This is a genomic window from Actinomycetota bacterium, from assembly GCA_030018275.1.
Classification (GTDB): Bacteria; Actinomycetota; Aquicultoria; order Subteraquimicrobiales; family Subteraquimicrobiaceae; genus Subteraquimicrobium.
Window position 1 is genome coordinate 137,553 of the sequence record JASEGB010000001.1, and the last position, 26,416, is coordinate 163,968.

29 protein-coding genes and 1 other RNA gene are annotated in these 26,416 nt (G+C 46.4%); all 30 read right to left on the bottom strand.

Annotated features, from left to right (window positions below; all coding sequences use genetic code 11):
- On the bottom strand, positions 1–1,028 hold a 1,028-nt coding region (locus QMD66_00795; GenBank protein MDI6821410.1), incomplete at its 3' end, for an AI-2E family transporter.
- Positions 1,029–1,114: 86 nt separating this feature from the next.
- Entirely contained in the window at positions 1,115–1,411 is a 297-nt protein-coding gene (locus tag QMD66_00800) for a hypothetical protein (protein MDI6821411.1), read from the bottom strand.
- On the bottom strand, positions 1,404–1,766 hold the full coding sequence (locus QMD66_00805) for a DUF948 domain-containing protein (protein ID MDI6821412.1): 363 nt from the start codon (positions 1,764–1,766) through the stop codon (positions 1,404–1,406). The genes QMD66_00800 and QMD66_00805 overlap by 8 nt, the downstream gene beginning before the upstream one ends.
- Before the next feature lie 112 nt (positions 1,767–1,878).
- Positions 1,879–3,204 carry an AAA family ATPase gene (locus QMD66_00810; GenBank protein MDI6821413.1) on the bottom strand — a complete coding sequence of 442 codons (1,326 nt, stop codon included), beginning with the start codon at positions 3,202–3,204 and terminating at the stop codon, positions 1,879–1,881.
- A gap of 100 nt (positions 3,205–3,304) precedes the next feature.
- Positions 3,305–3,494: non-coding RNA, 6S RNA (gene ssrS, locus QMD66_00815), on the bottom strand.
- A gap of 44 nt (positions 3,495–3,538) precedes the next feature.
- Positions 3,539–5,305, bottom strand: coding sequence for an aspartate--tRNA ligase (gene aspS, locus QMD66_00820; protein MDI6821414.1), 1,767 nt, complete (start codon positions 5,303–5,305; stop codon positions 3,539–3,541).
- Between the two features lie 49 nt (positions 5,306–5,354).
- A complete protein-coding gene (hisS, locus tag QMD66_00825) occupies positions 5,355–6,617 on the bottom strand; it encodes a histidine--tRNA ligase (GenBank protein ID MDI6821415.1) in 1,263 nt (420 codons plus the stop codon).
- Between the two features lie 61 nt (positions 6,618–6,678).
- Positions 6,679–7,302 carry an MBL fold metallo-hydrolase gene (locus tag QMD66_00830; protein ID MDI6821416.1) on the bottom strand — a complete coding sequence of 208 codons (624 nt, stop codon included), beginning with the start codon at positions 7,300–7,302 and terminating at the stop codon, positions 6,679–6,681.
- A 71-nt stretch (positions 7,303–7,373) separates the two neighbouring features.
- Complete coding sequence (dtd, locus tag QMD66_00835) at positions 7,374–7,823, bottom strand: D-aminoacyl-tRNA deacylase (GenBank protein MDI6821417.1); 450 nt, start codon at positions 7,821–7,823, stop codon at positions 7,374–7,376.
- Between the two features lie 208 nt (positions 7,824–8,031).
- Positions 8,032–10,179, bottom strand: coding sequence for a bifunctional (p)ppGpp synthetase/guanosine-3',5'-bis(diphosphate) 3'-pyrophosphohydrolase (locus tag QMD66_00840; GenBank protein ID MDI6821418.1), 2,148 nt, complete (start codon positions 10,177–10,179; stop codon positions 8,032–8,034).
- A 112-nt stretch (positions 10,180–10,291) separates the two neighbouring features.
- On the bottom strand, positions 10,292–11,959 hold the full coding sequence (locus QMD66_00845; protein ID MDI6821419.1) for an AarF/ABC1/UbiB kinase family protein: 1,668 nt from the start codon (positions 11,957–11,959) through the stop codon (positions 10,292–10,294).
- Positions 11,960–11,991: 32 nt separating this feature from the next.
- Positions 11,992–12,339 (bottom strand): hypothetical protein, encoded by a 348-nt coding sequence (locus QMD66_00850; protein MDI6821420.1) that lies wholly within the window; start codon positions 12,337–12,339, stop codon positions 11,992–11,994.
- 303 nt (positions 12,340–12,642) lie between these two features.
- Entirely contained in the window at positions 12,643–12,981 is a 339-nt protein-coding gene (locus tag QMD66_00855; protein MDI6821421.1) for a hypothetical protein, read from the bottom strand.
- A gap of 69 nt (positions 12,982–13,050) precedes the next feature.
- Positions 13,051–13,932: a protein translocase subunit SecF gene (gene secF / locus QMD66_00860; GenBank protein MDI6821422.1), complete on the bottom strand. Its 882-nt coding sequence runs from the start codon at positions 13,930–13,932 to the stop codon at positions 13,051–13,053.
- A 4-nt stretch (positions 13,933–13,936) separates the two neighbouring features.
- Positions 13,937–15,211 (bottom strand): protein translocase subunit SecD, encoded by a 1,275-nt coding sequence (gene secD, locus QMD66_00865; protein MDI6821423.1) that lies wholly within the window; start codon positions 15,209–15,211, stop codon positions 13,937–13,939.
- Positions 15,212–15,317: 106 nt separating this feature from the next.
- Entirely contained in the window at positions 15,318–15,587 is a 270-nt protein-coding gene (gene yajC / locus QMD66_00870; protein MDI6821424.1) for a preprotein translocase subunit YajC, read from the bottom strand.
- 61 nt (positions 15,588–15,648) lie between these two features.
- On the bottom strand, positions 15,649–16,779 hold the full coding sequence (tgt, locus tag QMD66_00875; GenBank protein ID MDI6821425.1) for a tRNA guanosine(34) transglycosylase Tgt: 1,131 nt from the start codon (positions 16,777–16,779) through the stop codon (positions 15,649–15,651).
- A gap of 266 nt (positions 16,780–17,045) precedes the next feature.
- Positions 17,046–18,107, bottom strand: coding sequence for a tRNA preQ1(34) S-adenosylmethionine ribosyltransferase-isomerase QueA (queA, locus tag QMD66_00880; GenBank protein MDI6821426.1), 1,062 nt, complete (start codon positions 18,105–18,107; stop codon positions 17,046–17,048).
- A 12-nt stretch (positions 18,108–18,119) separates the two neighbouring features.
- Complete coding sequence (locus QMD66_00885; protein ID MDI6821427.1) at positions 18,120–18,350, bottom strand: DUF2905 domain-containing protein; 231 nt, start codon at positions 18,348–18,350, stop codon at positions 18,120–18,122.
- 25 nt (positions 18,351–18,375) lie between these two features.
- A complete protein-coding gene (locus QMD66_00890; protein MDI6821428.1) occupies positions 18,376–18,933 on the bottom strand; it encodes an epoxyqueuosine reductase QueH in 558 nt (185 codons plus the stop codon).
- A gap of 18 nt (positions 18,934–18,951) precedes the next feature.
- Complete coding sequence (locus QMD66_00895; GenBank protein MDI6821429.1) at positions 18,952–20,043, bottom strand: DUF763 domain-containing protein; 1,092 nt, start codon at positions 20,041–20,043, stop codon at positions 18,952–18,954.
- Positions 20,044–20,135: 92 nt separating this feature from the next.
- Positions 20,136–20,606 carry a YbaK/EbsC family protein gene (locus QMD66_00900; GenBank protein ID MDI6821430.1) on the bottom strand — a complete coding sequence of 157 codons (471 nt, stop codon included), beginning with the start codon at positions 20,604–20,606 and terminating at the stop codon, positions 20,136–20,138.
- Between the two features lie 294 nt (positions 20,607–20,900).
- Entirely contained in the window at positions 20,901–21,317 is a 417-nt protein-coding gene (locus QMD66_00905; protein MDI6821431.1) for a PIN domain-containing protein, read from the bottom strand.
- Positions 21,318–21,341: 24 nt separating this feature from the next.
- Positions 21,342–21,680 (bottom strand): AbrB/MazE/SpoVT family DNA-binding domain-containing protein, encoded by a 339-nt coding sequence (locus QMD66_00910; GenBank protein MDI6821432.1) that lies wholly within the window; start codon positions 21,678–21,680, stop codon positions 21,342–21,344.
- A gap of 67 nt (positions 21,681–21,747) precedes the next feature.
- Positions 21,748–22,764: a Holliday junction branch migration DNA helicase RuvB gene (ruvB, locus tag QMD66_00915; GenBank protein MDI6821433.1), complete on the bottom strand. Its 1,017-nt coding sequence runs from the start codon at positions 22,762–22,764 to the stop codon at positions 21,748–21,750.
- 106 nt (positions 22,765–22,870) lie between these two features.
- Positions 22,871–23,467: a Holliday junction branch migration protein RuvA gene (ruvA, locus tag QMD66_00920; GenBank protein ID MDI6821434.1), complete on the bottom strand. Its 597-nt coding sequence runs from the start codon at positions 23,465–23,467 to the stop codon at positions 22,871–22,873.
- A 56-nt stretch (positions 23,468–23,523) separates the two neighbouring features.
- Positions 23,524–24,045 carry a crossover junction endodeoxyribonuclease RuvC gene (ruvC, locus tag QMD66_00925; protein ID MDI6821435.1) on the bottom strand — a complete coding sequence of 174 codons (522 nt, stop codon included), beginning with the start codon at positions 24,043–24,045 and terminating at the stop codon, positions 23,524–23,526.
- Positions 24,046–24,148: 103 nt separating this feature from the next.
- Entirely contained in the window at positions 24,149–24,910 is a 762-nt protein-coding gene (locus QMD66_00930) for a YebC/PmpR family DNA-binding transcriptional regulator (GenBank protein ID MDI6821436.1), read from the bottom strand.
- A 41-nt stretch (positions 24,911–24,951) separates the two neighbouring features.
- On the bottom strand, positions 24,952–25,365 hold the full coding sequence (locus QMD66_00935) for a pyridoxal 5'-phosphate synthase glutaminase subunit PdxT (protein MDI6821437.1): 414 nt from the start codon (positions 25,363–25,365) through the stop codon (positions 24,952–24,954).
- A gap of 25 nt (positions 25,366–25,390) precedes the next feature.
- A complete protein-coding gene (gene pdxS / locus QMD66_00940) occupies positions 25,391–26,275 on the bottom strand; it encodes a pyridoxal 5'-phosphate synthase lyase subunit PdxS (GenBank protein MDI6821438.1) in 885 nt (294 codons plus the stop codon).
- Between the last annotated feature and the right edge of the window lie 141 nt (positions 26,276–26,416).

Sequence of the window (26,416 nt, forward strand, 5' to 3'; positions counted from 1 at the left end):
ACCAACGCCTTGCCCGCCGCCGCGATGGGTATAGCCAAAATCATGCCCATAATCCCAAAAAGCGCGGCTCCTATCAATAAAGAGAATATCACAACCACGGGATGTAAGTTAACCTGCCGACTTATGATATTGGGCGAAAGAAGCATTCCATCGATCAATTGAATTATTATCATGGCAATGATCACTAAAACGGCGAGGGTGGGTGACTTTATCAAAGCAACCATTGCAGCCAGAGCTCCTCCAGCGATGGGACCGAAATAGGGAATGATGTTCAACACTCCGGCGATGACGCCCAGAACTATTGCGAAGTCAACTCTTAATATGGTAAGGGCAATGCCACAAAGAACTCCAACGGCGAGGGCCACCAAAAGTTGTCCTCTAAGGAATCCTCCCAGTACCACATCGACCTTATGGATTATCTCAAAAGCTTCCATGCGATATTTTTGGGGAATGAGACCGCTCATGGTGGCCTTTATCATCCTTAAATCCTTCAAAATATAGAAGGCCATGAGCGGAGCTAGGATAAGATGGAGGATGAGTGAAAAGATATCCATGGTCACTCGTGGAATGCGCGAGAAAATCTCCATCCCCACCCTTTTAACCTTCTCAAGATATTCCTCGAATAATCCTCTAGCAGCAGGTGGGATTTGAAATCTCTCCAATGCCCCCCGATATCTTTCCACAAATTGCATTAAAGCCTTGACATATCCAGGAAGATTATTAATCAGTTCACGGACTTGAGCTGCAATTATGAGACTAAAGTAAAATAAAATCGGAGCTATGACCAAGATCATGATGAGGTAGGTTATTATTACCGCCTGCAGTCTGGAGACGCCCTTGCTTTCGAAGAAATTCACAATGGGTCTTAAGATGTAAACGATGGCGATGGTGAAAACGATTAGGGGAAAAATCGATCTTATTTTCGATATTAAAAAAAAGAGGGAGGCGAAAAGTAAAATCACACCAAAAATTGCCCAGGTCACAATGGCTATTTCTTTATATCTTTTGACGGTATCTTCCCGGGTCATTACAACACCTCTGAAAAATCCATTCCCACGCGAGTGCTTACCGGTGAGAATGGATCGAGATAAAAATTGAGACTAGCATAAACTCATTAAACTATATATCTTGGAGTTTCTTCTTCCTCAACATCGGGTTTTAAAACTTCTCGCTGCAACTCGATTTCTCTCCGCCGAGCTTCCTCTTTTCCCGCCTCGATTGCCTCCGCCAAGCGACTCTGGCAACGCTCAAGAGAGGTTCTCAATTGAGAAACTACAAAATGCGAGCCATCAAGGATTTTTCCTCTGAGCTTTTCTCTTATGTCTGGAGGTAAAAAAACAAGAACGAGGCTGGCTCCGGCGAGGAAGCCAATATAGATGCCAATGCGTCTGTAACCTCTCAAATTACTCACCCCTCTTACCACCAATAAGAGTGCCGATGGCCTTTCTCGCACCCGCAGAAATGCTAGCCAATTTAATCAGGGATGGGGATAAAATCTCCTGCATCAACTTGGATGTAATGGTTACCCTTTCGCTTACCTCCTGAATCGTCTTTGCAATCTCATCCACTCTCGCCAATTCGCTGTTTACCTCGTCGACCGTGGTATTCAATTTGGATAGAAACGGTGTAATCTCCTTCCGAACATCCTCAAGGAGGATATTGACTCTCCTCAGGGTTCTGGAAAGCTGAATGAGAACAGAGATGATAAAAATGAATAAAACTGCAAGCAAAACCAGAATTACAGCAGCAAATAAGGACCAGTTCACCTTCTCTCCTCCTATCCCTGCAAAACATAGCCAAATTTTAACATACATATATATTCCATTTCCATGGACTTTCTACATCTTTATCGGGAGTGAGAATAAATTTCTTGAAAACTTACTCTTTTCCCAGTTTTTTCAAGTATTCGGCGATCTTTTTCTCATGTCCCGATGATGAGGGGATATAGTATTTTTTGTTTCTCAATTCGGGCGGTAAATAGTCCTGGGAGACGTAATGACCCGGGAAGCTATGCGGATATTTATAACCTTCACCGTGTCCCAACTTTTTGGCTCCTGGATAGTGAGCATCCCGAAGGTGCTTGGGGATGGTAAAGGATCGCTCCTCCTCTACATCTTTAAGAGCTTTATCGATCCCCCTGATGACGGAATTACTCTTTGGGGCCGTGGCTAAGTAAATGGCAGCTTGAGCCAAGTTCAGACGGCATTCGGGTAATCCTACAAACTCCACAGCCTGAGCGGCTGCGGTCGCCACCACCAGAGCTTGAGGATCGGCATTTCCTATATCCTCGGAGGCAAAAATGACCATACGACGGGCGATAAACCTGGGATCCTCCCCAGCGTAAAGCATTCGAGCCAACCAATAGATGGCAGCATCGGGATCCGAGCCGCGCATGCTCTTGATGAAGGCAGAAATGGTATCGTAATGAGCATCGCCTTCTCGGTCATAAATCACAGCTCGCTTTTGGATGGCATCCTCGGCTATCTTCAAAGTGACTTTACGTACACCCTTGCCTCCCGGTGACGTGGTCAATGCCGCCATCTCCAAGGCATTTAAAGCACAACGGGCATCACCGTTGGCAACTTTGATGATGTGTTCCAATGCGGCTTTCTCAAGCTTTATCTGTAAACTACCCAACCCTCTTTCTCTATCTTCTAAAGCCCTTTTTAGGATTTGTCTTACGTCCTCGTCTGGAAGAGGCTCGAATCGAAAGATTCTCGATCGCGAAATTAAGGGTGAATTGACCTCAAAATAGGGATTCTCCGTGGTCACACCGATTAAGATGATGGTTCCCTCCTCCACAGCGGGAAGGAGGGCATCCTGTTGGGCCTTATTGAACCTGTGAATCTCGTCAATTAAAATGATGGTTCTTCGCCCCGATGTTTTTAAACGTTGATGGGACTCGGATATGGCTTTCCTTACCTCTGAAACGTTTGATGTCACCGCACTCATCCTGATGAAATGGGCCTTCGTCACATTGGCGATGATATAAGCCAAAGCGGTCTTTCCCGAACCGGGTGGTCCCCAAAAGATGACAGATTGGAGAGCATCCTCCAGAATGGCTCTCCTTAGGACCATTCCCTCTCCCAAAATCTGCTTCTGACCCACGAATTCCTCCAGAGTGCGGGGGCGCATCCGAAGAGCAAGAGGAGCTTGCTTGAGCTCTTCGATTTCATGCGAGGATTCGATATCGAATAAATCCATTATTTGTTCCTTTGTCCGGGATAAGCTCCTTTATATTTCTATTTTATCAAATCTCGGAGCTCTAAGAGTGGTTAAATGCTCGTGAAAGAAGCGAAATTATAAAAGCCCCACCTTGCCGTGTTTCACAATACCTCTTTGAACCCTGTGCTCATACAGAGTGGGAACCTCCTTCTATTTATGCGAGTCCCCGATACCTATTTGAGGCATTCGCTCCATAGATAGAGCCGGTTCCCTAACGTAGAAATGCTGGCTCAAACAAGTCAATGTGAACACGCACAAGGTAGAGCTTCGAGTTTATTCTAGCATATGCGGAAGCAAGAGGCAACAAATTTAATTATCTGCGGCGGATGTGAAGCTCCTTGAGCTGCTTTTCATCGACCACATCCGGGGATCCGGTCAGAGGGCAGGTAGCCGTCTGGGTCTTAGGGAAGGCAATGACCTCCCTAATGGAGCTACAACCAGCGAGGAGCATGACCAGACGATCCAGCCCAAAGGCAATGCCTCCATGAGGAGGAGCACCATATTCTAAGGCCTCCAATAGAAAACCGAACTTCCTCTCGGCTTCCTCAGGGGAAATCTCCAGAAGTTTGAATATCTTTTCTTGGAGCTTCCTGTCGTAAATTCTTAAGCTCCCACCTCCTATCTCCACACCATTTACGACCAAATCGTAAGCATATGCCCTTGCAGCCAGGGGGTCCTTGTCCAAAAGAGGAAACGAATCTTCCGTGGGGACGGTGAATGGATGGTGATGTGATTTTAGTCTCCCTTCCTCCTCATCGTATTCGAAGAGGGGAAAATCGACTATCCAAACAAACTTAAATTGAAGGGGGTCCATCAAACCCAGCCTATCTGCCAATTCTCCCCTCAAGTAACCCAATATCTCACAAGTAACTTCCCTCTTATCGGCAACGAAAAAGAGCAAATCGCCGGGTTTTGCTTCAAGCCTGTCCACTATTTCCTCCAACTGACTTGGAGTAAAAAATTTCGCTATAGGGGATTTTACTTCATTCTCGGAAATCGCCATCCAAGATAGCCCCTTTGCTCCTTTCGCCGTCGCCGATTCAACCAACTCATCAATTTCCTTGCGAGAAAGGCTGGCACAATTTGGTACCCTTATCCCCTTGACTATACCTCCCGACGCAATGGCATTCGTGAAAACCTTAAACTCGGACTGGAAGGCGATATCGGAGATATCCACCAAATCCAAACCATACCTTAGATCGGGTTTATCTGTCCCAAATCTTTCCACGGCCTCTTGGTGGGATAGTCTTTCAAAGGGTGTCTTCAAATCGATATCGAACAAGGAGAATATCTCCACCATCATTTCTTCCACCAATTGCAGGATGTCATCCTGGGTGACAAAGGACATCTCCAGATCTATCTGTGTGTGCTCCGGCTGTCTGTCCGCTCTTAAGTCCTCATCCCTGAAACACCTGGCAATCTGGTAATACCTTTCGATCCCTCCGACCATGAGTATTTGCTTGAACAACTGAGGGGATTGAGGGAGAGCATAAAAACGTCCAGGTTGAAGTCTGCTAGGCACCAAATAATCCCTTGCTCCCTCGGGAGTGCTTTTGGTAAGAATCGGCGTTTCTATTTCCAGGAAATCGCGTTTATTTAGGAACTCCCTAACCCTTGTGACCACCTCGTGTCTGAGCTTTAGATTACGAAGCATCTCGGGGCGTCTGATATCCAAGTACCGGAATTTGAGCCTAAGAGATTCGTCCACATCAACTCCACTTTCTATCTCAAATGGAGGTGTTTTGGATGGATTAAGAATCTCTATATCTCTGGCTATTACCTCAACTTCCCCCGTTGGGAGAGCTGGATTCACTGTCCCTTGGGGTCTCTTGACCACCTTTCCCTCAACACATATCACGTATTCGCCTCGAATCTTCCGAGCAACATTGAAAGCCTCGGTACCGTGCACAGGATTGCTTACTACCTGGACGATCCCGCTTCTGTCCCGAAGGTCGATGAAAATTAAACCTCCGTGATCTCTCCTCCGCTGTACCCATCCAGCCAAAATTACCTGCTCACCGACATTTCTGGGAGAGAGTTTTCCACAATTATGAGTCCGAACCGAGTACTTTGTCCTCATGACCATAGTCTTCCTTCCCTCTCATGACTCATGACCTTTGACCCTTGACCTATTTTAAGTGAATTTTCAACCACCTGGGAACCTCTTCTAACTTGACTTCGACCTGCTCCCCGGTCTTCATATCCCTTATCCTGCAAACGCCCCTTCCCAATTCCTTGGAGCCCAAGAACAAAGCGTATGACACCCTAAGCTTATCAGCGAGTTTCATTTGACCCTTCAAACTTCTACCACCATAATCCATATCCGCGGCGATATCTTCCTCCCTTATTCGGCTCAATAGCGCGAAACCATCTGGTTTTTGACCCCTTCCCACTATGGCCAAAAAGACATCCAGCGTCGAATCTTTAGGAAGGGAAACGCCTTCCCTCTCCAAAGCCATGGCAACCCGCTCCGTTCCCAAGGCAAATCCCGTTGCGGGAGTGGGGGGACCCCCGCATCCTTCTACCAAGTTGTCGTATCGTCCTCCACCTCCCAAAGCATTTTGGGCTCCTAGGTGAGGAGATATTACTTCAAAGGTTGTCCTGGTGTAGTAATCCAACCCTCTCACCAAGGATGGATTTATGACATGATTGAGATCCATCATCTTTAGATATTCTTGCACCTCATGAAAGTGAACCTTGCAATTCTCGCAGAGATGATCCAAAATGCGGGGAGCATTAGACAGAAGATTCTGACAAGCTTCCTTCTTGCAATCGAACACACGAAGGGGGTTGAGCTTGATCCTCCTCTTACAATCCGAGCAAAATTTACCTATCCTTGGCTGCAGATATCCCTCGAGAGATTCTGTAAAAGATGGTCGGCACTTGGAGCATCCCATACTATTTAAGTGTAGTTCCAACCGCTTTAGTCCCACATCTTTGAGATAATGCATCAGAAGCAAAATCACTTCCCCATCGAGAGCAGGATCCAATGATCCAATGGCCTCCACTCCTATCTGCCAAAACTCACGATATCGACCAGCTTGTGGTCTCTCATAACGAAACATGGGTCCAATGTAGTAAAGTTTTACGGGCTGGGAATGTTTCAATAAATCGTGCTCTAAGAAAGCACGAACCACGGGAGCCGTAGCTTCGGGGCGAAGGGTGAGACTTCGTCCCTTCCTGTCCCGGAAAGTATACATCTCCTTTTGAACGATATCCGTCGACTCTCCAATTCCCTGTCTGAACAGCTCGGTATACTCAAAGATGGGAGTAATGATTCGGCGATATCCATACCTTTCAAATAGGCTTATGGCTCTGTGCTCGAGGAATTGCCATATCCTAGCCTTCTCCGGAAGAATGTCCGATGTTCCCCGCGGTGCCTTAATCTCCAAGTAAAACCTCCTCTTCGCCAGATATACGAGTTAAGGTTCTGTGAAGTGATTTAAGGTTATTTTACAATCCCTGCAAGAAGGGATTCAATTCTCTCTCTTGAATAAGGGTGGTTTCGGGTCCATGTCCCGGGTATATCTTGGTGGAATCGGGCAAAGAAATTATCTTTTTCAACGATTCCATGAGTTTATCCCAGGATGAGCTGGGAAAATCCGTTCGGCCCACGGAACCCTTGAAGAGAAGATCGCCTGTAAACAGAAGATCGTCCACGAGAATGGAGATGCTTCCCCGGGTATGACCCGGTGTGTGGAGAATCTTTAATTTTAACTCTCCCACAGTCATAATTTGACCATCCGTGAGCAGTCCATTCCAAGAGGCACTAGAGGAGTGGGCTCCATAAATGAGGGATAGATTTTCCACGGGTTTTTCCAATAGCTCTGCATCATCGGCGTGTATAAAGATCTTCGCCCCTGTAACCTTCGCCAATTGATCACATGCTCCAAAGTGGTCGTAGTGACCATGGGTATTTATTATGTACCTGAGCTTTAGATTGTCACCCTCGATTGCTTTTAGGATACGTTCCCCCTCAGCTCCTGGATCGATGATCGCCGCTTCTGATCCCCTTGATGCAGCGAGTATATAGCAATTCGCGGCAAGCGGTCCCACAATAAGCCTGCGTAAAATCATCTGATCCTCCAAAGCTTCAGTAGCAAAAGGAATCCTTACTTTTCCACTTTCTACCTGAATATTGCAGCTAATTAGAATGTTTTCTTGCTATCCACTAGCAAAGTTACCGGACCATAGTTTACAATTTCAACGGTCATGATCTCCTGAAATTTCCCTTCTCTTACGATGAGCCCCTCTCCCCGAAGACCGGAGATAACTTGCCTGTAAAGATCGATTGCCCTGTCGGCGGGAGCCGCATCGACAAAACTGGGTCGCCTCCCCTTCCTGCAGTTCCCATGCAGGGTGAATTGCGAAACAATCAGGATCTCACCACCTATTTGTTTCACGGATAAATTCAATTTTCCTTCATCATCCTCGAAGATGCGAAGATTGGTGATCTTGTCTATCATATACGCGGCATCTGATTGTGTATCTTCCCTCGATATACCCAATAAGACCACGAGTCCTTGTCCTATTTCCGCAAGAACCTTATCCCCTATCCAAACCCTTCCTTTTTTCACCCTTTGAACGACAGCCCTCAAAGTGAATCCCCACAACTGTTAATAATCCGTTCACCGTTATTCGTTCACCGTTCACTTTTTTTGCAAAAGTATTTTTCGTGAACTGTGAACGGTGAACCGTGAACGAAAAATCATAATAGCATATTAGTCCTGAATCCAGTGAGCTTCAAGTTCCCGAGAACTGAGATCGGGAGCTGAGCCACCGAGCTCCAGAGTTCAATTAGGTGGGTCACACGCGGTGGGCATCAAAGACGACATCTATTTTCCCTATGCTGGATAGAATATTCTCCAACCGCTCTAAATTTTCTATCTCGAAGGAAAATCTGAAAATGGCAAAACCATCCCGAGTGGTGGTCACATTGGCGGAAAGGATGTTAACCCCAGCATCGGAAATCACAGAGCTTATATCCCGAAGCAATTTCATCCTATCGATCGCCTCCACCTGGATCTCCACCTGAAAAGCTGCGGGACCTCGAACATCCCAATAAACCTCGATGAGCCGGTGCGGGGAGGACAAAAGCTGCTTTGCATTGGGGCAATCCCTACGGTGTACGGAAACACCCCTTCCTTGGGTCACAAAACCAATTATCTCATCCTTGGGAACAGGATTGCAACAGCGAGCCAGCCTCACCAGTGCATCCTCTAAACCTTTGATCTTCACCCCGGTGATGGGGCGAGTCCTCCTTTTCCAGGGAGGAGCAACCAAAATCTTTTCTTCTTCCGCAGGTTTCTCTTCTTTAAGGGTAGTAATGAGCCTGGTGGCCACCTGCTTTGCCGAGGTCTTTCCCATTCCAACGCTTGCATAAAGATCCTCAATTTTATGAAAGTTGAATTCCTTTGCAACGGACTCGAGGATATCGGAAGTGGCACTGTGCAGACCCAGACCGCTTTTTCGGAGGATCTTCTGTAAGGCTTCCTTTCCCAGATGCTCACTATCCTCTCTCCCCAATTTACTGAACCACTGCTTGATCTTGCTTTTCGCCCTCGATGTTTTAACAATTTGAAGCCAATCCTTGCTGGGTCCAGAAGCAGTCTTGGATGTCAAAATCTCCACTATATCTCCCATCTGGAGTTTGTAGTTCAGTGGGACGATTTGGTTATTTACCTTAGCCCCAATGCAACTGTGTCCCACATCGGTATGGATGGTATATGCAAAATCTATAGGTGTTGAGCCCGAGGGGAGACTGACGACATCTCCTTTGGGAGTGAACACGAAAACCTCGTCCTCAAAGAGGTCGATCTTCAGCGTCTCCATGAACTCCCTGGGATCCTTCAGTTCACTCTGCCATTCTAGTATCCGTCGCAACCATGCGAGCCTCTCATCAAATTCATTGCTTTCCTTGACGCCTTCCTTGTACCTCCAGTGAGCGGCGATTCCATACTCCGCAGTCTTGTGCATCTGTTTTGTTCGGATTTGAATCTCCAAGGGACGCCCCATGGGACCGATGACCGTAGTATGCAAGGATTGATACATGTTGAACTTGGGCATGGCGATGTAATCCTTGAATCTTCCAGGTACGGGCTTCCAAACGGAATGAATCGTCCCCAAAGCACCGTAGCAGTCCCTGATCGAGTCAACGATAACCCTTATGGCTGTAAGATCATAAATCTCGCTGAACTCCCTGCCCTTCTGAACCATTTTCTGGTAAATACTGTAAAAATGCTTTGACCGCCCGCTAATCTCGCACTTTATTTCCACGGAATTGAGCTCCTTCGCCAAGGCTTTTATCACCGCATTGACGTAGACCCCTCTCTCCTCCCTGGATTCGGCAACCATCTTCTCAATTTGAGCATATTTCCGTGGTTCCAGGACGGAAAAAGCCAAATCTTCCAATTCCCATTTTACCTGGGATATACCAAGACGATGGACAATTGGAGCGTATATCTCTAGAGTTTCGGAGGCTATTCTCCTCTGCTTTTCTCGAGGGAGATGAGAGATGGTGCGCATATTGTGAAGTCTGTCGGCCAGCTTGATGAGGATAACCCTGATATCCTTTGCCATGGCGATTAACATCTTGCGAAGATTCTCCGCTTGCTGCTCCTCATGGCTCTTGAATTTTATCTTACTTAATTTGGTCACACCATCGATCAAATTGCAGATTTCATCCCCGAATTCGCCCCTTATCCTCTCCAAGGTGAGACTCGTATCCTCGACGGCATCGTGGAGCAGAGCGGCAATTATTGTGATGGTATCCAACTCCAGGTCAGCTAAAATCTGGGCGACTCCAAGTGGGTGTTCGATGAATTCGTCCCCAGACTTCCGAAACTGGTCAACGTGGCAATCCCTGGCAACTTGATAGGCACGCTTTATTAATTTAACATCAGCCTGAGGGTTATACTTTTTTATCTGTTTGATTAATTTCTCCACACGATGCACTTAAAATCACCCTAAGGTGTCTCCATTGCTAAATTCGGCATTTAGCCTTGGCTCTCTTAATTTTATCAGATTCTCAATACTGATAATAGGGAGGGGAAATTGTTTGCGATTTCTACCTCGAACGACGTGTTGAAGTGAAGTAAAAAAGCCAGAGAGCCATCAGGGCAGCGATGACAAAACCAATGATGGCCAAGGGAGAGGGAGAACTACCGCTCTTAGATGGCAAAATGTAAGCCAAGGATGAGCCAATAAAAATGGCCGCGGCGAAAATGCTAATTATAACGTTTCTGGCAAAGATGTCCATTTTGCGGGAGATATCCTCCGACGCGGGATCCCTGGAAATGACCTCCAATCTACCTTCGCTCGTTTGCTTCAAAATGTCATGTAACTGTTTCGGATAGTCACGGAAAATTAGGGCATAGAGCTTGATCTCCTCCCATATATCCTGAAGAACCCTTTCGGGAGGGTAATATGATTTGAATAACTCCATGGCGTAGGGTTTTGCCACTTCGAGGATGTTTATCTGCGGATATAGCTGTTTGCAAACACCTTCTACGGTGATCAGAGCTTTGGCCAAAAGGGCATAATCCTTTGGAATCCTGATCCTATTCTCGTAAATTAATTCCAGGAATTCCCTTCCAATGATATCGATTTTTAATTCGCCAAGTTTTCGACCATAGTATCGATCCAAGATGTCCCGAAATTGAGGCTTCATGGTGTTTATCCTATTGGGAGAAATCTGTACGCCGAGTTTCTGGCATTGGGCAACGACCTCGTCAACGTCCTTATCAATGATGGCGATGAGCATTCGAGTGATGGTCTCCTTATCCTGCTCCTTTATCTGACCGACGATCCCGAAATCCAGGTAGGCTATCTTCCCATCGGGTGTGATGAGAATATTTGCGGGATGAAGATCCCCGTGGAAGAAGCCATCCACCAACACCTGTTTCATAATTGCTTTTGCACCATGTATTGCCAGATCATAGGTATCAATTCCCAGAGACTCCGGTGTCGCAAGGTCACTGATCTTGGTTCCCTCTATATATTCCATGGTCAGAATGCGTTTACTCGAACATGGCCAGATGACCAAGGGTACTTTCAAGAGTGGGTCATCCCGAAAATTGAATCTAAATCTATCAACATGGCGACCTTCCACTCGAAAGTCGATCTCTCGACGTAGGGAAGCAGCTAATTCATCCACCAACCCCACTAAATCCAAAAATTCCAAGGATTTCACGTGTCGGGAAACCCACCTGGCTATGTAATAAAGCAGGTCGATATCGGCTTCAATTCTTTTCTCAGCCTCCGGTCGCTGGACCTTTACTACGACTTCCCGACCATCGGGGAGCCTGGCCCGGTGAACCTGCGCGATGGAAGCCGCAGCCATTGGAACAGGTTCGAAGTGTAAATAAAGTTCCTCCAACTCCTTGCCGAACTCGTGGAAAATCTGCTCACGAACGATATCGAAATCAAAAGGGGGTACAGTGTCCTGGAGCTTCTCCAATTCGAAGATTACTTCCGGGGGGACGAGATCAGGTCTTACGCTGAGGAGCTGCCCAACTTTGACAAAGGTTGGACCGAGTTCTTCGAGACACATCCGCAGTCTTTTGGCAAACACCTCGCGGGGTGGAGGCTCGAATTTTAATCTTCGCTTTTCCCTAGGTAGGAATTTTTTGAGACGATACCTCTCCAGATAGAAGCCTAGACCATGTTTTACGACAATTTGAGCAATACCACAAAGTCGTTTAATATTACGCCGCTTTCTTCTCCAGCTTTTCACCCAATTCGCTCTCTTTCTTTAAAACTTTAAAATTATCTAAACTCTTCTTCTCCCCTGGTCTCAAGCACTTCCATCTTATTTTCCAAGACAACAATTCGATTCTCGAGTTCTCGCAAACTGAAGTCGAGTTTTTCAAAGTCGGACTCGGTTGCCATACCTGCCTTCTTCAAAGCCGATCTGAGACTATCGATAACTAGCTTCTCCAATTGCTCTTTCCGCACATTGACACGTTTGGATAAATCCTCCATGTACTGCTTTCCCTCTTCGGGACCAATCTTTCCCTTAGAGATCAGGTCTTTGATGAACTCATCGGCCTTCTCGTGAACGAGAAGCAATAAACCCAAAGCTACCAAGAAACTTCTTTCCAATAAATCATCCATGGTTAAACTCCTTTTAAAAATCACCTGTATTAATCGCAGACATTGGTTACTCTCTTAAATGGTTCACCGTTCACCCTAGTTTGCTGGTTTGTTAGTTGGTTGGTTTGCTAATTGATTCTAGCAAACTGGCAAACTAGCCAACGAGCCAACCGAAGCTAAGCAGCGAGTAGGCTCGCAGCAGCTAGCACTCGGAAGATGCCCAAACAATATAAGTGTTACCAATGTACGTAAAACATTACAATTACTCATTAAAAGAACCGTGTTAAAGCACGGGGTTTGCTTCAACAAATTTTGAAGGGAAAATTACATCTTGGATTTCCTGGGTTCCTTACCGATCCCCTTCTCCAGGCTTTTAAGCCGTTTTTCAAGATCATTTAGACGACGAGTTAACATTTTGACATCACCGTCGGTGGCAAAACCCGCTTCTTTTAAAGCGATATGCGCACACTCACTTATCTTCTTTTTGAGCTCCTCCTTTTCCTCATCAACCCGCTTCGATAAATCCTCGATAAAATATTTGCCTTCTTCTGGAGCAGCCTTGCCCTTCTCGATTAAATCCACTATAACTTCGTGAGCCTTCTCGTGAAGGAGAAGCCAAGCACCTAAAAAAGTTAAGATGCCTTTTTCAACGAGGTCCATCATCCTTCCTCCTTTCCGATTCATGCCAATTTAACCATAGTATACAACAAGTGACTTAAATCACAATACGAACTATCTTTCATACTTCGCTTTGAGACTCCTATATCGAGGTTCGGTTTCCTTCCAAAGAGTGAGGAGTGGACTGGCGGTGAAGATCGAAGAATAAGTCGCTGAGGTGAGGCCGATGAATAAGACAAAGGCGAAGTCCTTTAGGGTCTCACCCCCTATTAAAAAAAGACAAATTATGGGAAAGAGTGTGGTGAGTGAGGTATTTATGGATCTTACCAGGACTTGATTTATGGAATCGTTGACCATACCACCGTATGCTTGCTTGCTCATTCTTGGAGTGTTCTCCATTATCTTATGATAGACGACGATCGTGTCATAGAGCGAGTAACCAAGGATGGTCAAAAGGGCGGCTACTGTATTTGGCGTTATTACTCTCCCCACGAGAGCGTAGATACCCATGGCGATCAAAATATCGTGGAAGAGGGCAGTGATGGCCGTAACCGCCATTTTAAATTCAAAACGCACGCTTATGTACAGCAATAAACCACATAAGCACAGAACAAGGGCAATGAGAGCAGCTCTGGTGATGTGTCCACCCCACCCCGGTCCCACATTTTGAATTGAATGATCCCTGATGCCAAATTTCTCATCCAAAGCCTTTATCACCTTTTGTTGTTGCTTTGAAGATAGAGATCGGCACCGGATGAGCACCTCGTTTTTACCCGTGGGTTGAATGGTGCTTCCCCCAAGGTTAAAAGCTTTAAGTTCCTTACGCACCTGGTATACCCCAACAAGTTTTGCAAATTTGATATCGAAAAGAGTTCCCCCCTTAAACTCGATCCCGAAATTCAACCCTCGAAAAATGAGGGCCAGGAAACCAATGAGGATAATGACACCGGATAGAGCGAACCAGATTTTCTTTCTCCCTATGAAATCAAATCGCATGGTACTAACCCTTCCTTTCCAAACCAAAGAGCTTAGGATTTCTCCACAACTTGGTAAAACTCATAAGACCCAGTATCGCCCTTGTGAAAAAGAAAGAGGTAAAAAGGTCACACACGATCCCCAGCATCAAGGTTAAGGCGAAACCGCGAACGGGACCTATGCCAAAGTAAAAAAGAATTGCTGCAGTGGTAAAGGTAACAAGGTCGGCATCCAAAAAGGTCTTAAAACCATGGCTAAAACCAGTATCCAAGGCAGTGCGGATGGTCTTTCCGCCCTGCACTTCCTCCTTTATCCTCTCGAAGACGATAATGCTTGAATCGGCGGCGACCCCAATCATTAGAATTATGCCTGCTATACTTGGCAGGGAGAGATTTATCCCAGCCAGTCCGAAAGAGGTAAGGATGGCATTCACCGCCACTAAGAGACCAAATAAAAACGTGGCGAAAACACCCAAAGCCAGCCAGGTAATGACCCCGAATAATCTGTAGTAAATCGCCATGAATAGGGTGACCAAAATCAATCCCAGAATGCCAGCTCTCAAGCCAGCCATTAGAGAATCCCAACCCAGCGTGGGACCGACGGTTTTGCTCTCCGATATGTCCAGTTCCACAGGCAGGGCTCCCGTCTGCAACACCAAGGCGATCCTTTTCGCTTCATCGATGGAATCCAGGCCAGTAATTATGGCTCGACCTCCGGTGATGGGCTCCTGTATCCTGGGTGCGGACATCACCTCTTTATCCAAGACGATGGCCAGACGCTGCCTCACATATCGCGTGGTGACATCGGCAAATTTTTTCGTTCCTTCCTTAGTGAATTCAATCTCAACTATGGGTTTACTCAGCTCTCCAAAGCTCGGACGGGCATTCTTCAAAGCCTTCCCGGTCATCAACACCTTGCCCAGAATCACCTTGCCCTCTTTATCTGTTCCCTTTACCTCGATGAATTCCAGTAGAGCCGTTTTACCGATTATCTCCAAAGCTTCTTGTGGATTCTTTATCCCTGGGAGCTGTACCAAAATACTGTTCCTGCCCTGACGTTCGATTTGCGGTTCCGTTACACCGAGCTTATCCACGCGCTGTCGAATGACAAACAAAGCCTGTTCCATGGATCGTTCAGTCACAGGTGCACCTGGCTTCTCCTTTGCGGAGAGGATGACGTGCATCCCGCCCTTCAAATCCAGCCCCAGCTTGGGAGGGTCCTTAATTATGAAATAAACGCAAACAGCAACCAATATTAGGACAAAACCTATACTTAAAAAGTACTTCTGCTTGCTGGTCATTCACTTCTCCCATTTCAGGACATAAGCCCTGCAAATTTAAAATGCAAAGATCAAAAATCAAAATTGCAGAAAAAGATTAGCAGAAATGGCTTTTCGCCGCAATAACTCAGGGTTGTTCTCTTCTGCGCCCAATGGCCTTTCTGTCCACAGTGATCTTGATATTCTCCGCAATTTTCAGCGAAACCGTGTTTTCAGTGAGCGATTTAATTACACCGTGTATCCCTCCGATGGTCACCACTTTATCACCCACCCTTAGCTCGGATATCAACTTCTGGTGTCTCCTTGCCCGCTGCCGCTGGGGACGGATTAAGAGAAAGTAAAAAATTGCAAGCAGAAAAACCAACCAAATGACGGAGGCATATTGACCCGTGTCCATAACATCAGTCCTCTCATCTCATTTTGGCTTTACGTTCCATATAATCCAGTGAAAATCCTTTTTATTCAAGCACCGCGAATTCGGATGTCGGATAACGGGTTAAAAAATCTTCTCTAAATTTCGCGAAAGAATCATCCAATATGGCCTTTCTCGCGTCAGCAAGTAGATTGAAGATAAATGCTAAATTATGCCAGGTAAGAAGTCTGTGAGCGAGAATTTCTCCGATATTGTGAAGATGTCTTAAGTACGCACGAGTATAATTTCCGCAAACATAGCAGGAGCAAGAGGGATCGAGGGGCTTAAAATCCCTGTTATATTTGGCATTCCGGAGATTTATTTTCCCCTCCGTTGTAAAAACAGCTCCATTTCGAGCCACTCTTGTGGGAAGGGCACAGTCAAACATATCGATTCCCAATCCAATGGATTCCAAAAGACTCGAGGGATTGCCCACACCCATGAGATATCGGGGTTTATCGAAAGGAATGAAAGATAGGGTGGGCTCGAGGACTTCAAACATGAGATCGTGAGGCTCTCCCACGCTGAATCCCCCTATCCCATAACCCGGAAAATCTATCTCCAGCGTTTTTTCCGCACTTAATCTTCTCAAATCTGGATGGATTCCACCCTGGATGATTCCAAATAAAGCCTGTTTGGGATTTTCGTGATTTTTCTTGCATCTTTCCGCCCAATTGAGGGTTCTCAACACCGCCTCACGTATATAATCGAATTCTGCAGGATAAGGTGTGCATTGGTCAAGAACCATGATGATATCCGCACCCAGGGCATGCTGAATTTCCATAACCCTTTCAGGAGAGAGGAAATGAATTGAACCATCGAAGATGGATCGGAATTTAACCCCCTCATCGGTGACCTTTAGGGTGGGGCTCAAGCTAAAAATCTGATATCCTCCACTGTCGGTGATAATTGGTCCGCTCCAGTGCATAAAGCGGTGTAATCCTCCGGCTTCCTTAATCACTTCGTGCCCTGGGCGCAAATATAGATGGTAAGTATTGCCCAGAATCAATTGGGCACCCATCCCCCTCAATTCTTCAGGGGTTAGGGTCTTGACCGCCCCCTTCGTTCCCACGGGTACGAACACAGGAGTGTCGATCTCCCCGTGAGGAGTAATGATCCTACCGACGCGGGCACGAGTATTCTTATCGGCGTGTAAAACTTCAAATTTAAAACTCATTCTAATTGTTCACAGTTAACGGTTCACGTGTATTATTAAGATGGATTAACACTATGGTCGGGGTGAAGTGCTCCGAAAACACCCCGAAGAACGCTGTCGCGTCTACGGGGCAGGCGCATTTACGGCCGTTTACCCCTCCCTCTAATGTCTAAAATGTAAACCAAACTCGTTAATAGTCCAGTTCACGGTTCACGGATTTAATAATTTAATTTAATATTTTTCTGTGAAATGTGAACGGTGAACATTTTTTGCTAGCACCGTAGGTGCTAGAGGATGAGCATCGCATCTCCAAAGCTAAGAAACCTATACCCCCTATCGATTGCTTCCCGATAAGCACGTATGATTAAATCCCTACCCGCAAAGGCGGAAACGAGTATAAGTGTGGTCGATTTGGGCAAATGGAAGTTGGTTATCAGCGCATCAACAATTTTAAAATCAAATCCGGGATAAATAAATAGCTCTGTCCAACCTTTCCCTGCCCCAACCCGCCATTTCCTCCCCATCGACCCTGGGGATTTGGGATTCGGACTTCGGACAGCAACGGTCTCCAATGTCCTTGCCGAGGTCGTACCCACGGCGATCACCTTCTTTCCCTCATTGATGGTCCGATTGATGAGTTCAGCCGAAGCCTGGCTCAATTGGAAGTATTCGCTGTGGACTTTGTGCTCCTCGACATTCTCCACCCTCACCGGTCGAAAAGTATCCAATCCCACCTGCAAGGTTACAAAGACGAAACGAACGCCCTTTCTCTCCAAATCTTTGAGAAGAGATGGGGTGAAATGCAAACCAGCGGTCGGTGCTGCTATCGATCCCTCTCTCCTCGCATAGACTGTTTGATAACGCTCTTTATCTTCCAAGGTTTCATGGATATATGGAGGTAGTGGTATCCCTCCTATTCGATTCAAAACCTCCTTGAAATCCCCTTGACATTCAAAGGAAATTATTCGCTCACCCCCGGGCAATCTTTCTTCGATATGGCCCAGTAATAACCCGTCACCGAAGATTAAATCCACCCCTGGAGGGAGCTTTCTCCCCGGTTTAACCAGCGCCTCCCACTTTTTATCCTCAATTCGCTGCAGAAGCAAAACCTCAACCTTACCTTTAGTCTTTGCCTTGTAACCTCGTAATCTAGCTGGGAGAACCCTGGCATCGTTGAGCACCAAGCAGTCCCCCCGGCTAAGATAATGAGGTAAATCGCGAAAGATCCTGTGTTCGAATTTCCCAGTCGTTCGATTGATGATCATCAAACGTGAACTATCCCGAGGTTCTATAGGGTTTTGAGCTATGAGGTTTTCAGGGAGTGAGTAATCGAACTCGGAAATCTTCATCGGTGGAAGCCCCTAATGCCTCATGAGGAGAAAGAGAAGATTTAAGAGAATGGTCAAAACGATGCTTATAAGGATACAAGCCCCGAGTGGGAAATAAAAGGTGAAATTCCCCCTGCGGTAAAGGATGTCACCGGGAAAGCGCTGCAACCCAAGCCCCTTGCCAAAGAAATAGAGCAATCCGCCGGTGATGAAGAGGATGAGTCCAAATAGAAGTATTATTTTCCCCAGACTTTGCAGATCCATCGAAGTCACCCACCACAAAATCTGCCTATTTCTTAGACATCCCTTTGCCAACGAGGTGTGGCTTGTAATATCGCTCTTTCTCACTGTAAATGCACCCGCAATATTGCTGCCTATACAGCTCCAACTCGCGGGATTTGACCACAGCTTTCTTCCAACCCTTCCGAAAATCGAGGTAAAGAAAGGGGACATTGTATCGCTCGGCGATATCCTCGCCAAGCTCGCGGATTAAATCGTGTTTCTGAAAAGGACTCACCAAAAGCGTTGTGGAAAAGTAGTCAAATCTACCCCTTCTAGCTACCTTTGCGGTTTCCGTGAGCCTCAACCTGTAGCAGATGGGACACCTTACCCTCTCCCGATAGACAACGTCCTGGAAGAAGCGATCTATATCGTAAGCTCCCTCTATGAGTTTTATTTCATTCTCCTCACAGAATTTCCTCAGGCAATTTAACCTCTTCTCATACTCCTGAAAGGGCTGGATATTTGGATTGTAAAACAGGCAAATGACCTCATAATTTTCCCTCTTTAATCGCTCCCATGGGGATAAGAGACAGGGTGCACAACAGGTATGTAAAAGGACCTTCATGTTCTCACCGCCTCAAAATTATAAACGCGATGTTCGTTTGGGCAAGAGGTAAGAGAGTCTTTTGATGGCCTCTAATTTCTCCCTTCGCCCAATTTTGGCGTGAGTCACCGCCACCCTCAAAATTTCTATGGATTTATCATAGGTTTCCCTGTCCACGGGATAGGGATGACCATCCTTTCCGCCGTGAGCAAAGCTGTACTTAACCGGATCGCGAAAACTCGGAGCCACTCCATAGACAAGTTCGGAAATCAAACTGAGGGCTCGAATCGTTTTGGGACCAACCCCTTCAATCCCCAAAAGTCTTTCGAAATCCTCGGGCTGTCTTTCATAAGTCTTGAGGAAAATCCTTCCCAAGGTCTCAGGGGATAAATCGTGAACAAGAATTTGATGCGAGGCCGGTAAATCCAGTGTTTGTAGCCTCTTGAGGGTTGAAACCAAGCGATCGGGTTTCTCACGGGAAAGCGATGTGCTCGCGTTCCTCGCATCATCACTCTCCCTCGCAACCATATTTAGAGGTCTTCTCCTCTGATCACAGCAGATGGCATAATGGGGCTCGCAGACAAAGCTCTTAAGTTCATCGCCAAGCCAATGATATCTCCTGGCATATCGGGTCTCTTCATTCATCCCCTGCTGAACCACAGCCCAAGAACCCTTGATGGTAAAGACGAAGGAATGATGATAGAGCTGAAAGCCATCCTGAAGGGCCGCGCTGTCAATTTTGGCCGCCATTCTGCTGGCATAAACCAATGTTAGTGGATCGACCGAGAGCAAATCCCCGAAACCTTCAATCTCCGAAGGGGTCCTTCGAGAGACCTTTCCCTTGCCCCCGGCCACAAATAAACCTAAATCTCTCTCAAGTCCCCTGATGCTTTCCTTCAATGCCCCACAAACCGTTGTGGTCACACCACTGGAGTGCCAGTCAAATCCCAAGACACAGCCAAAAGCCTGGAACCACAAGGGATTGGAGAGTTTTTTAAGCATTTCCTCAGGTCCAAATTCGCCCACGATGAACAGGGTAATCTCTCTAGCTAACTCCTTCATCCTTTGGAAAAGCCAAGAAGGAGTCCTGCCATAATGCAGCGGCAAATTGGCAATTCCCGTCCTTTTCAACCCTCTTCACCATCTTCGAGTTTGAGCTCGCAATTCTTCCCAATTGTATACCATGTTCCGAGGTCGATTCCATTTACGTAAATCAAAGCACGCTAAACTTCTTCAGCTAAATCTACAACCCTGGGGTTGACTAGATTTACAAAATCCCGACAATTCATCCTGATGGAATCGGTGTGGGTGCCCCCGGTAAAGATCACCGTCTCGTGATCCAGAAGTCTTTTGTCCACATAGACGGGGATACCAAACAGCTCTCCCAGGGGTGGAACGGCACCGATCTCGTACCTGGGGAATTCCGCTCCCATCTCTTCTTCCATGATCAATCGGGCATGACTCGATCCCATGACCTCTCTCAGTTTGTGCATGTCCAATCTATGTGCCCCCGGTAAAACTGCAAAAGCGCGCCTGTCCTTTATCTTTACGATTAAATTTTTGGCGATCTCATCCGCTTCTATTCTTAACGCCTTCGCCTCTTCAATACAACCGAAAACTTGGGGATGGGTAATATGTTCGTATGAGACACCCTTTTTTTCCAGATATTTCTTGACATCGGGACAAATCGCCATTTTCACACCCCCTCAATTGATTGAAAAATATCATGACTTTAGAATAAAACATTTTGGAACAATATTCCATATTTCAAAAGTTCAGCGATCCTCCCATCAAAAGTTGTAAATCTTGCGGAGATCGATGATGAGATTTTTTCCTCGTGGGGATAATTTTTAAGAGCGCAGATTTCTTACAAAACCGACTATTGCCGGAAACCAAAGGAAACCTCAGTGACGGGTCCCGAATCTATCGATTCAAAAGTGAAAAGAGGCTATTTCAAAACTGAGCTGCTGAGTTCTGAGCTACCGAGCTCACAATTCGAGCATCTCATCCAGGGTTAAAACCTTAATCTCCTCTACCTTCTTCAAGTTGGGATCGTTTGTTATAAAAGTATCAGCTCCATTTAAAATGCTCGTCGCCGCCTGGATGGCATCCCTCGAGGTGATTCCATATCTCGCCTTGAGTTCCGCAGCCTTCTCCGCAATGCGCGTATCGATGTTCAATACCTTGAGATTCGGGAATGTATTCAAAACGAATTTGTACTCCTCAACAGCTGTTTGATTGTTTTCCGCCTTCGGTTTTGCCAGTATCTCCATCAATGTGATTATCGAAGTTACTCCCTTTACCTTGCCTTCCTCGATAGCTCCAAGGATAGCCGAGGTGATCTTGAGATATTTCTGATTCTCTTCAAAATGAAATATAAAAATGGCGGTATCTAATCCGATCACTTCATCTTCTCCTAAGTCCTGATGTTAACTTTCCCAGGTTTCCCTCACTCCCTGAAGATATCTGTTGACATCCATGCTCTTCCAGAGCTCGCGATGTAAGCCCTTCATGTGCTCCACATAGCTTCTGGGCTTTGCTTTAAGGTAAATGACACCTTCCTCCGCTACAAAAATGAGCTCGTCGCCTTTCTCCAAACGCAAAGCTCTCCGTATTTCCTTCGGGATAACGATCTGATATTTGCTGCTTATCTTGACCGACTTTTCCATTTCTCTTCTTCCTTTTACTTTCTGATATTTTACTTTACTTATATTCATTATGTAAAGCGCTAAAGTTCTTACTCTCCTACAAATTTGTATAGAGTTCATCGAATTCTCCCGAAATATGTTTTTAATATTCCTAAAGGGTTGGACTTGAGGTTCGCTACAAGTTTACTTAAAATAGTTTATTTTGATGTCTGGGGTCGGATATGCCCAGATGTTTGTAGGCGAGTTCGGTGGGAATTCTACCGCGCGGTGTTCGCTGAAGGAATCCCAATTGGAGAAGATAGGGCTCATAAACATCCTCGATGGTTTCGGGCTCCTCCCCAACGGCAACCGCCAGGGTATTCAGCCCAACGGGGGTTCCTCCAAATTTCTCAATGAGGGTGAGCAAAATTCTCTGATCCAGTTTGTCTAATCCCTTTTCATCCACCTCAAAGAAGGCCAAGGCCTCACAGCCTATTCCCTTGGTAACCTTTCCATCGCTTTTGACCTCGGCATAGTCCCGAACTCTCTTCAAGAGCCGGTTCGCCACACGAGGGGTTCCCCTGGAACGGCGGGCTATTTCCTGAGCTCCTTCGGTATCAATATCCACCTTGAGGATGGATGCCGAACGTTCAACTATGGCAAAGAGTTCATCCTCAGTGTAATATTCAAGTCTACAATTCACACCGAATCTGTCTCTGAGTGGGGAAGTAATGAGCCCAGTTCGTGTGGTGGCTCCAACCAGCGTGAAGGGCGGGATGTCCAACCTTAAACATCTTGCCCCTGCGCCCTTTCCAATGACGATGTCAATTTTGAAATCCTCCATCGCTGGGTATAAAATCTCCTCCACCGTCCGACTCAATCGATGGATCTCATCGATGAACAGCACATCGTGGGGTTGGAGATTGGTGAGAATTGCTGCCAAATCCCCTGCTCTCTCCAGTGCTGGTCCCGATGTCACCTTTATGCTCACACCCAACTCATTCGCAATGATGCCAGCCAAAGTAGTCTTACCTAGTCCGGGTGGACCTGATAAAAGTACGTGATCTAAAGCTTCCCCTCGGGCTTTAGCCGCTGAAATAAAAATTTGAAGATTTTCTTTTACCTTCGCCTGTCCTATGAATTCCTCCATCCATCTGGGGCGAAGAGTCTTATCGTATTCGATGTCCTCGGGTGTTAGCTTGGCGGATACGATCCTTTCTTCCATAACCATCCTTTCCCTGACACTTTAATTTAAAATGCAAAGATCAAAAATCAAAATCACCTGTCTGCTCTTTTGTCATTTTGCATTTTGATTTTTAAATTTTGAATTACTATTGGCTTGATGCCAAATTTCTCAGGGCGTAATTCAAAAGCTCCTCGGTGGAGATTTCTCCCTTGTCATAGGGGAAACCTTCCAGAGCGTTCTTTGCCTCCGCAGCGGAGTAGCCCAAAGCCATTAAAGCCTTTCTCGCCTGGGCATAGGTAGAGCTCCTACCCCTTTCCTCGGAAAGGGTGGCAACCTCAGGCAGAGATAGTCTCCCCTTCAACTCCAAAATTAGCCTTTGGGCACTCTTCTTCCCTATGCCGGGGATGGCACTGATGAGTTCCACATCCTCTCGTACAATGGCTTCCTTTAAAGAATTGACGGAAAACGCAGAGAGAATAGCCAGTGCAACTTTTGGGCCAACGCCGGTAACCGACAATAGATACTCAAAAAGCTCCCTTTCACAAGGAGTAGTAAAACCGTAAAGCTGCAAAGCATCATCCCTTACATGGAGATAGGTATATAAACTGGCAGTTTCCCCAATTGCAGGTACTTTGGAGAGAGAATTGGTGGATAGAAAAAGCTCATAGCCAATCCCATTGACATCCAGGACAACACACCGGTCCGTCTTACCCTGTACTTTCCCCCTTAAAAATGCTATCAAATGATACTTCCCCTTTTACAATATTGGCTTGTTGGCTGGTTAGCTTGTTTCGTTCTTCATCGCTCGTTCGACCTTCGTCCTTCGACGTTCGTCCATATCTTCTCTCCCATCCTCTTGCAGTGGGCATGACATATAGCCAAAGCTAAAGCATCCGCCGCGTCGTCCGGCTTGGGAGTTTCGGCAAGACCGAGGATGGTCTTTACCATGTACTGAATTTGCTCCTTGCGAGCCCTACCATATCCCGCCACAGCTTGTTTTATCTGTAGGGGAGTATACTCGAATGTCCTTAAATTACAATTTGCCGCTGCCAGAAGGGCTATTCCGCGAACCTGTCCCACAGCCATTGCGGTTTGAGCATTCTTGCTGAAAAAGAGCTGCTCCAAGACTATCTCATCGGGCTGATTTTCCTCTATTATCTCCACCAGCCTCGCATAGATTTCTCGAAGTCTTTGATGGGTAGGGAGACTAGCTTTGGTCCTGATACAACCATAACGCTTCAGTTTGAATTCATCCCATCGGTAATCGACGATACCATAACCGGTACAAGCAGTCCCCGGGTCAATCCCCAGAATAATCATGAAAATCCTCTAATGAAATCGAACATTTGTTTCATATAATATAACACAAAAAAGTCACCCGGTGTCAATGAAATTCAGTCTAGGATTTTGAACTTTGGGTGGCTTACTTTACCCCTATAGTGAGTTCCTCTAGTATCTCATCAGGGATATCGAAGTTTGCGTATATTTCCTGCACATCGTCGTGCTCCTCCAGGGCATCCATCAACCTCAATACCTTCTTCGCTTCTTCCTTATTGAGTTTGACGGTGCTCTTCGGAAGCATAGTTATCTCCGCCGAATCCGGTGTTATTCCATGCTCTTCCAAGGTTTTGCGCACGCTTATGAGATCTGTTGGGAAGGTGATGATCTCATAGTGATCATTCTGCGCTCTCATATCCTCGGCACCGGCTTCTATGGCAATGGTCAAAAGTTCATCTTCGTCTATTCCCTCTCCTTTGTTTATCAGGATATGACCTTTTTTATCGAACATCCAGCTTACACAGCCCGTTGCTCCCAAATTCCCCTGGTGTCTTGAGAAAATGCTACGCATATCCGCGGCGGCTCTATTCCTGTTATCCGTCAAAACATGAACCATGATGGCTACTCCATTGGGACCATATCCCTCGTAAATGATATGTTCGAATCTAGCTTCTCCCAACTCTCCCGTACCTCTCTTGATCGCTCGCTCGATATTTTCGTGAGGCATGTTGTAGTCCTTAGCTTTTTGGATAGCAGTCGCCAAAGTGGGATTTAAATCGGGATTCCCTCCTCCCTCCTTTGCAGCAACCATAATCGCTCTTGAGAACCTGCTGAATATTCGTCCCCTCTTGGCATCCTCTTTAACCTTCTTGTGTTTTATCTGCGCCCATTTCGAATGTCCAGACATCTAAAACACCTCATCTAGTCACCTGCAAAATTCCCCTAATTTTAACACCCCTGCTTTACAAATTTTTCTATAAAATATTCGTGAATCCTGCAATCGCCCGTAAGTTCGGGATGGAAAGCTGAAACCAATAGCTTATCCTGCCTTGCCATTATAATTTTACCATCAAATTTCGCCATGATGGTAACCCCCTGTCCCACCGATTCGATCCAGGGAGCACGAATAAAGACGCCTTTGTAGGATCGAGAACCGAGCTCAGAGATATCCAAGTCGGCTTCGAAACTTTCCCTTTGCCTTAGTTTGCCGATGGTGGTGCTCTCTCCCCCAGGAATGATGAGAGCATCTATAAGCGAAAGCTCGTGAGGTCTCTTTATGGAAATCCCCCGAGCTTTGCATCGCTCGATCATTTGAATATGCTCTCTAACGGCTCCCTGAAGAGCGAGTACTCCTATATTCAACCTGCTCAATTACTCAACTGCCTCACTACCATCCTCTAAACTGGAGTAGATCCTCCTCACCGATTTGCGAAATTTCAAGACCCGCCATCGCCTTGCCAAGTTTCCTCGAGACCCTGGCAAGAACCTCGGGATCATTATAATGAGTGGTTGCCTCAACGATGGCCCGAGCCATCACAGCAGGATTCTCGGATTTAAATATCCCCGAACCCACGAAGACTCCATCCGCACCGAGTTGCATCATCAAAGCAGCATCCGCCGGGGTTGCAATTCCACCAGCGGCGAAATTGACCACGGAAAGTTTGCCACTCTTGGCAACCTGGCAAACGAGTTCATAGGGAGCCTGCAACTCCTTCGCCGCCGTCATGAGTTCATCCTCACGAAGACCCTTCAGGCGGCGAGCCTCATCCATTATGAGACGCATATGGCGAACGGCTTCCACCACATTGCCCGTTCCGGCTTCCCCCTTGGTCCTTATCATCGCAGCGCCCTCTCCAATGCGCCTTAAAGCCTCTCCAAGATTCCTCGCCCCACAGACGAAGGGAATTTTGAAGTCCCACTTATTTATGTGATGCTCTTCATCCGCCGGAGTGAGTACCTCGCTTTCATCAATAAAATCCACTCCCAGAGATTCCAAGATCTGTGCCTCAACGAAGTGACCGATCCTCACCTTGGCCATCACTGGGATGGTTACCGCATTCATGATCTCCTCAATTATCGTTGGGTCAGCCATCCGTGCCACTCCACCTGCAGCTCGGATATCCGCTGGAACGCGCTCCAAAGCCATGACCGCCACAGCACCAGCATCTTCGGCGATCTTCGCCTGTTCAGCATTGGTAACATCCATGATCACTCCGCCCTTGAGCATCTCAGCGAGCCCAGTTTTAACTCTGTACGTTCCCTGCTTAACCATACAACTCCCTCCAAAACTCACAAGGTAATTAAATCATACTATAATAATATACCTGGTAGCAAGATTTCTATTTCACTATGTCCACGGGTAGTGTCAAGATAATTGTGTAAATTCCTTCAAGGGTTTCTTCTCCCACTTAGA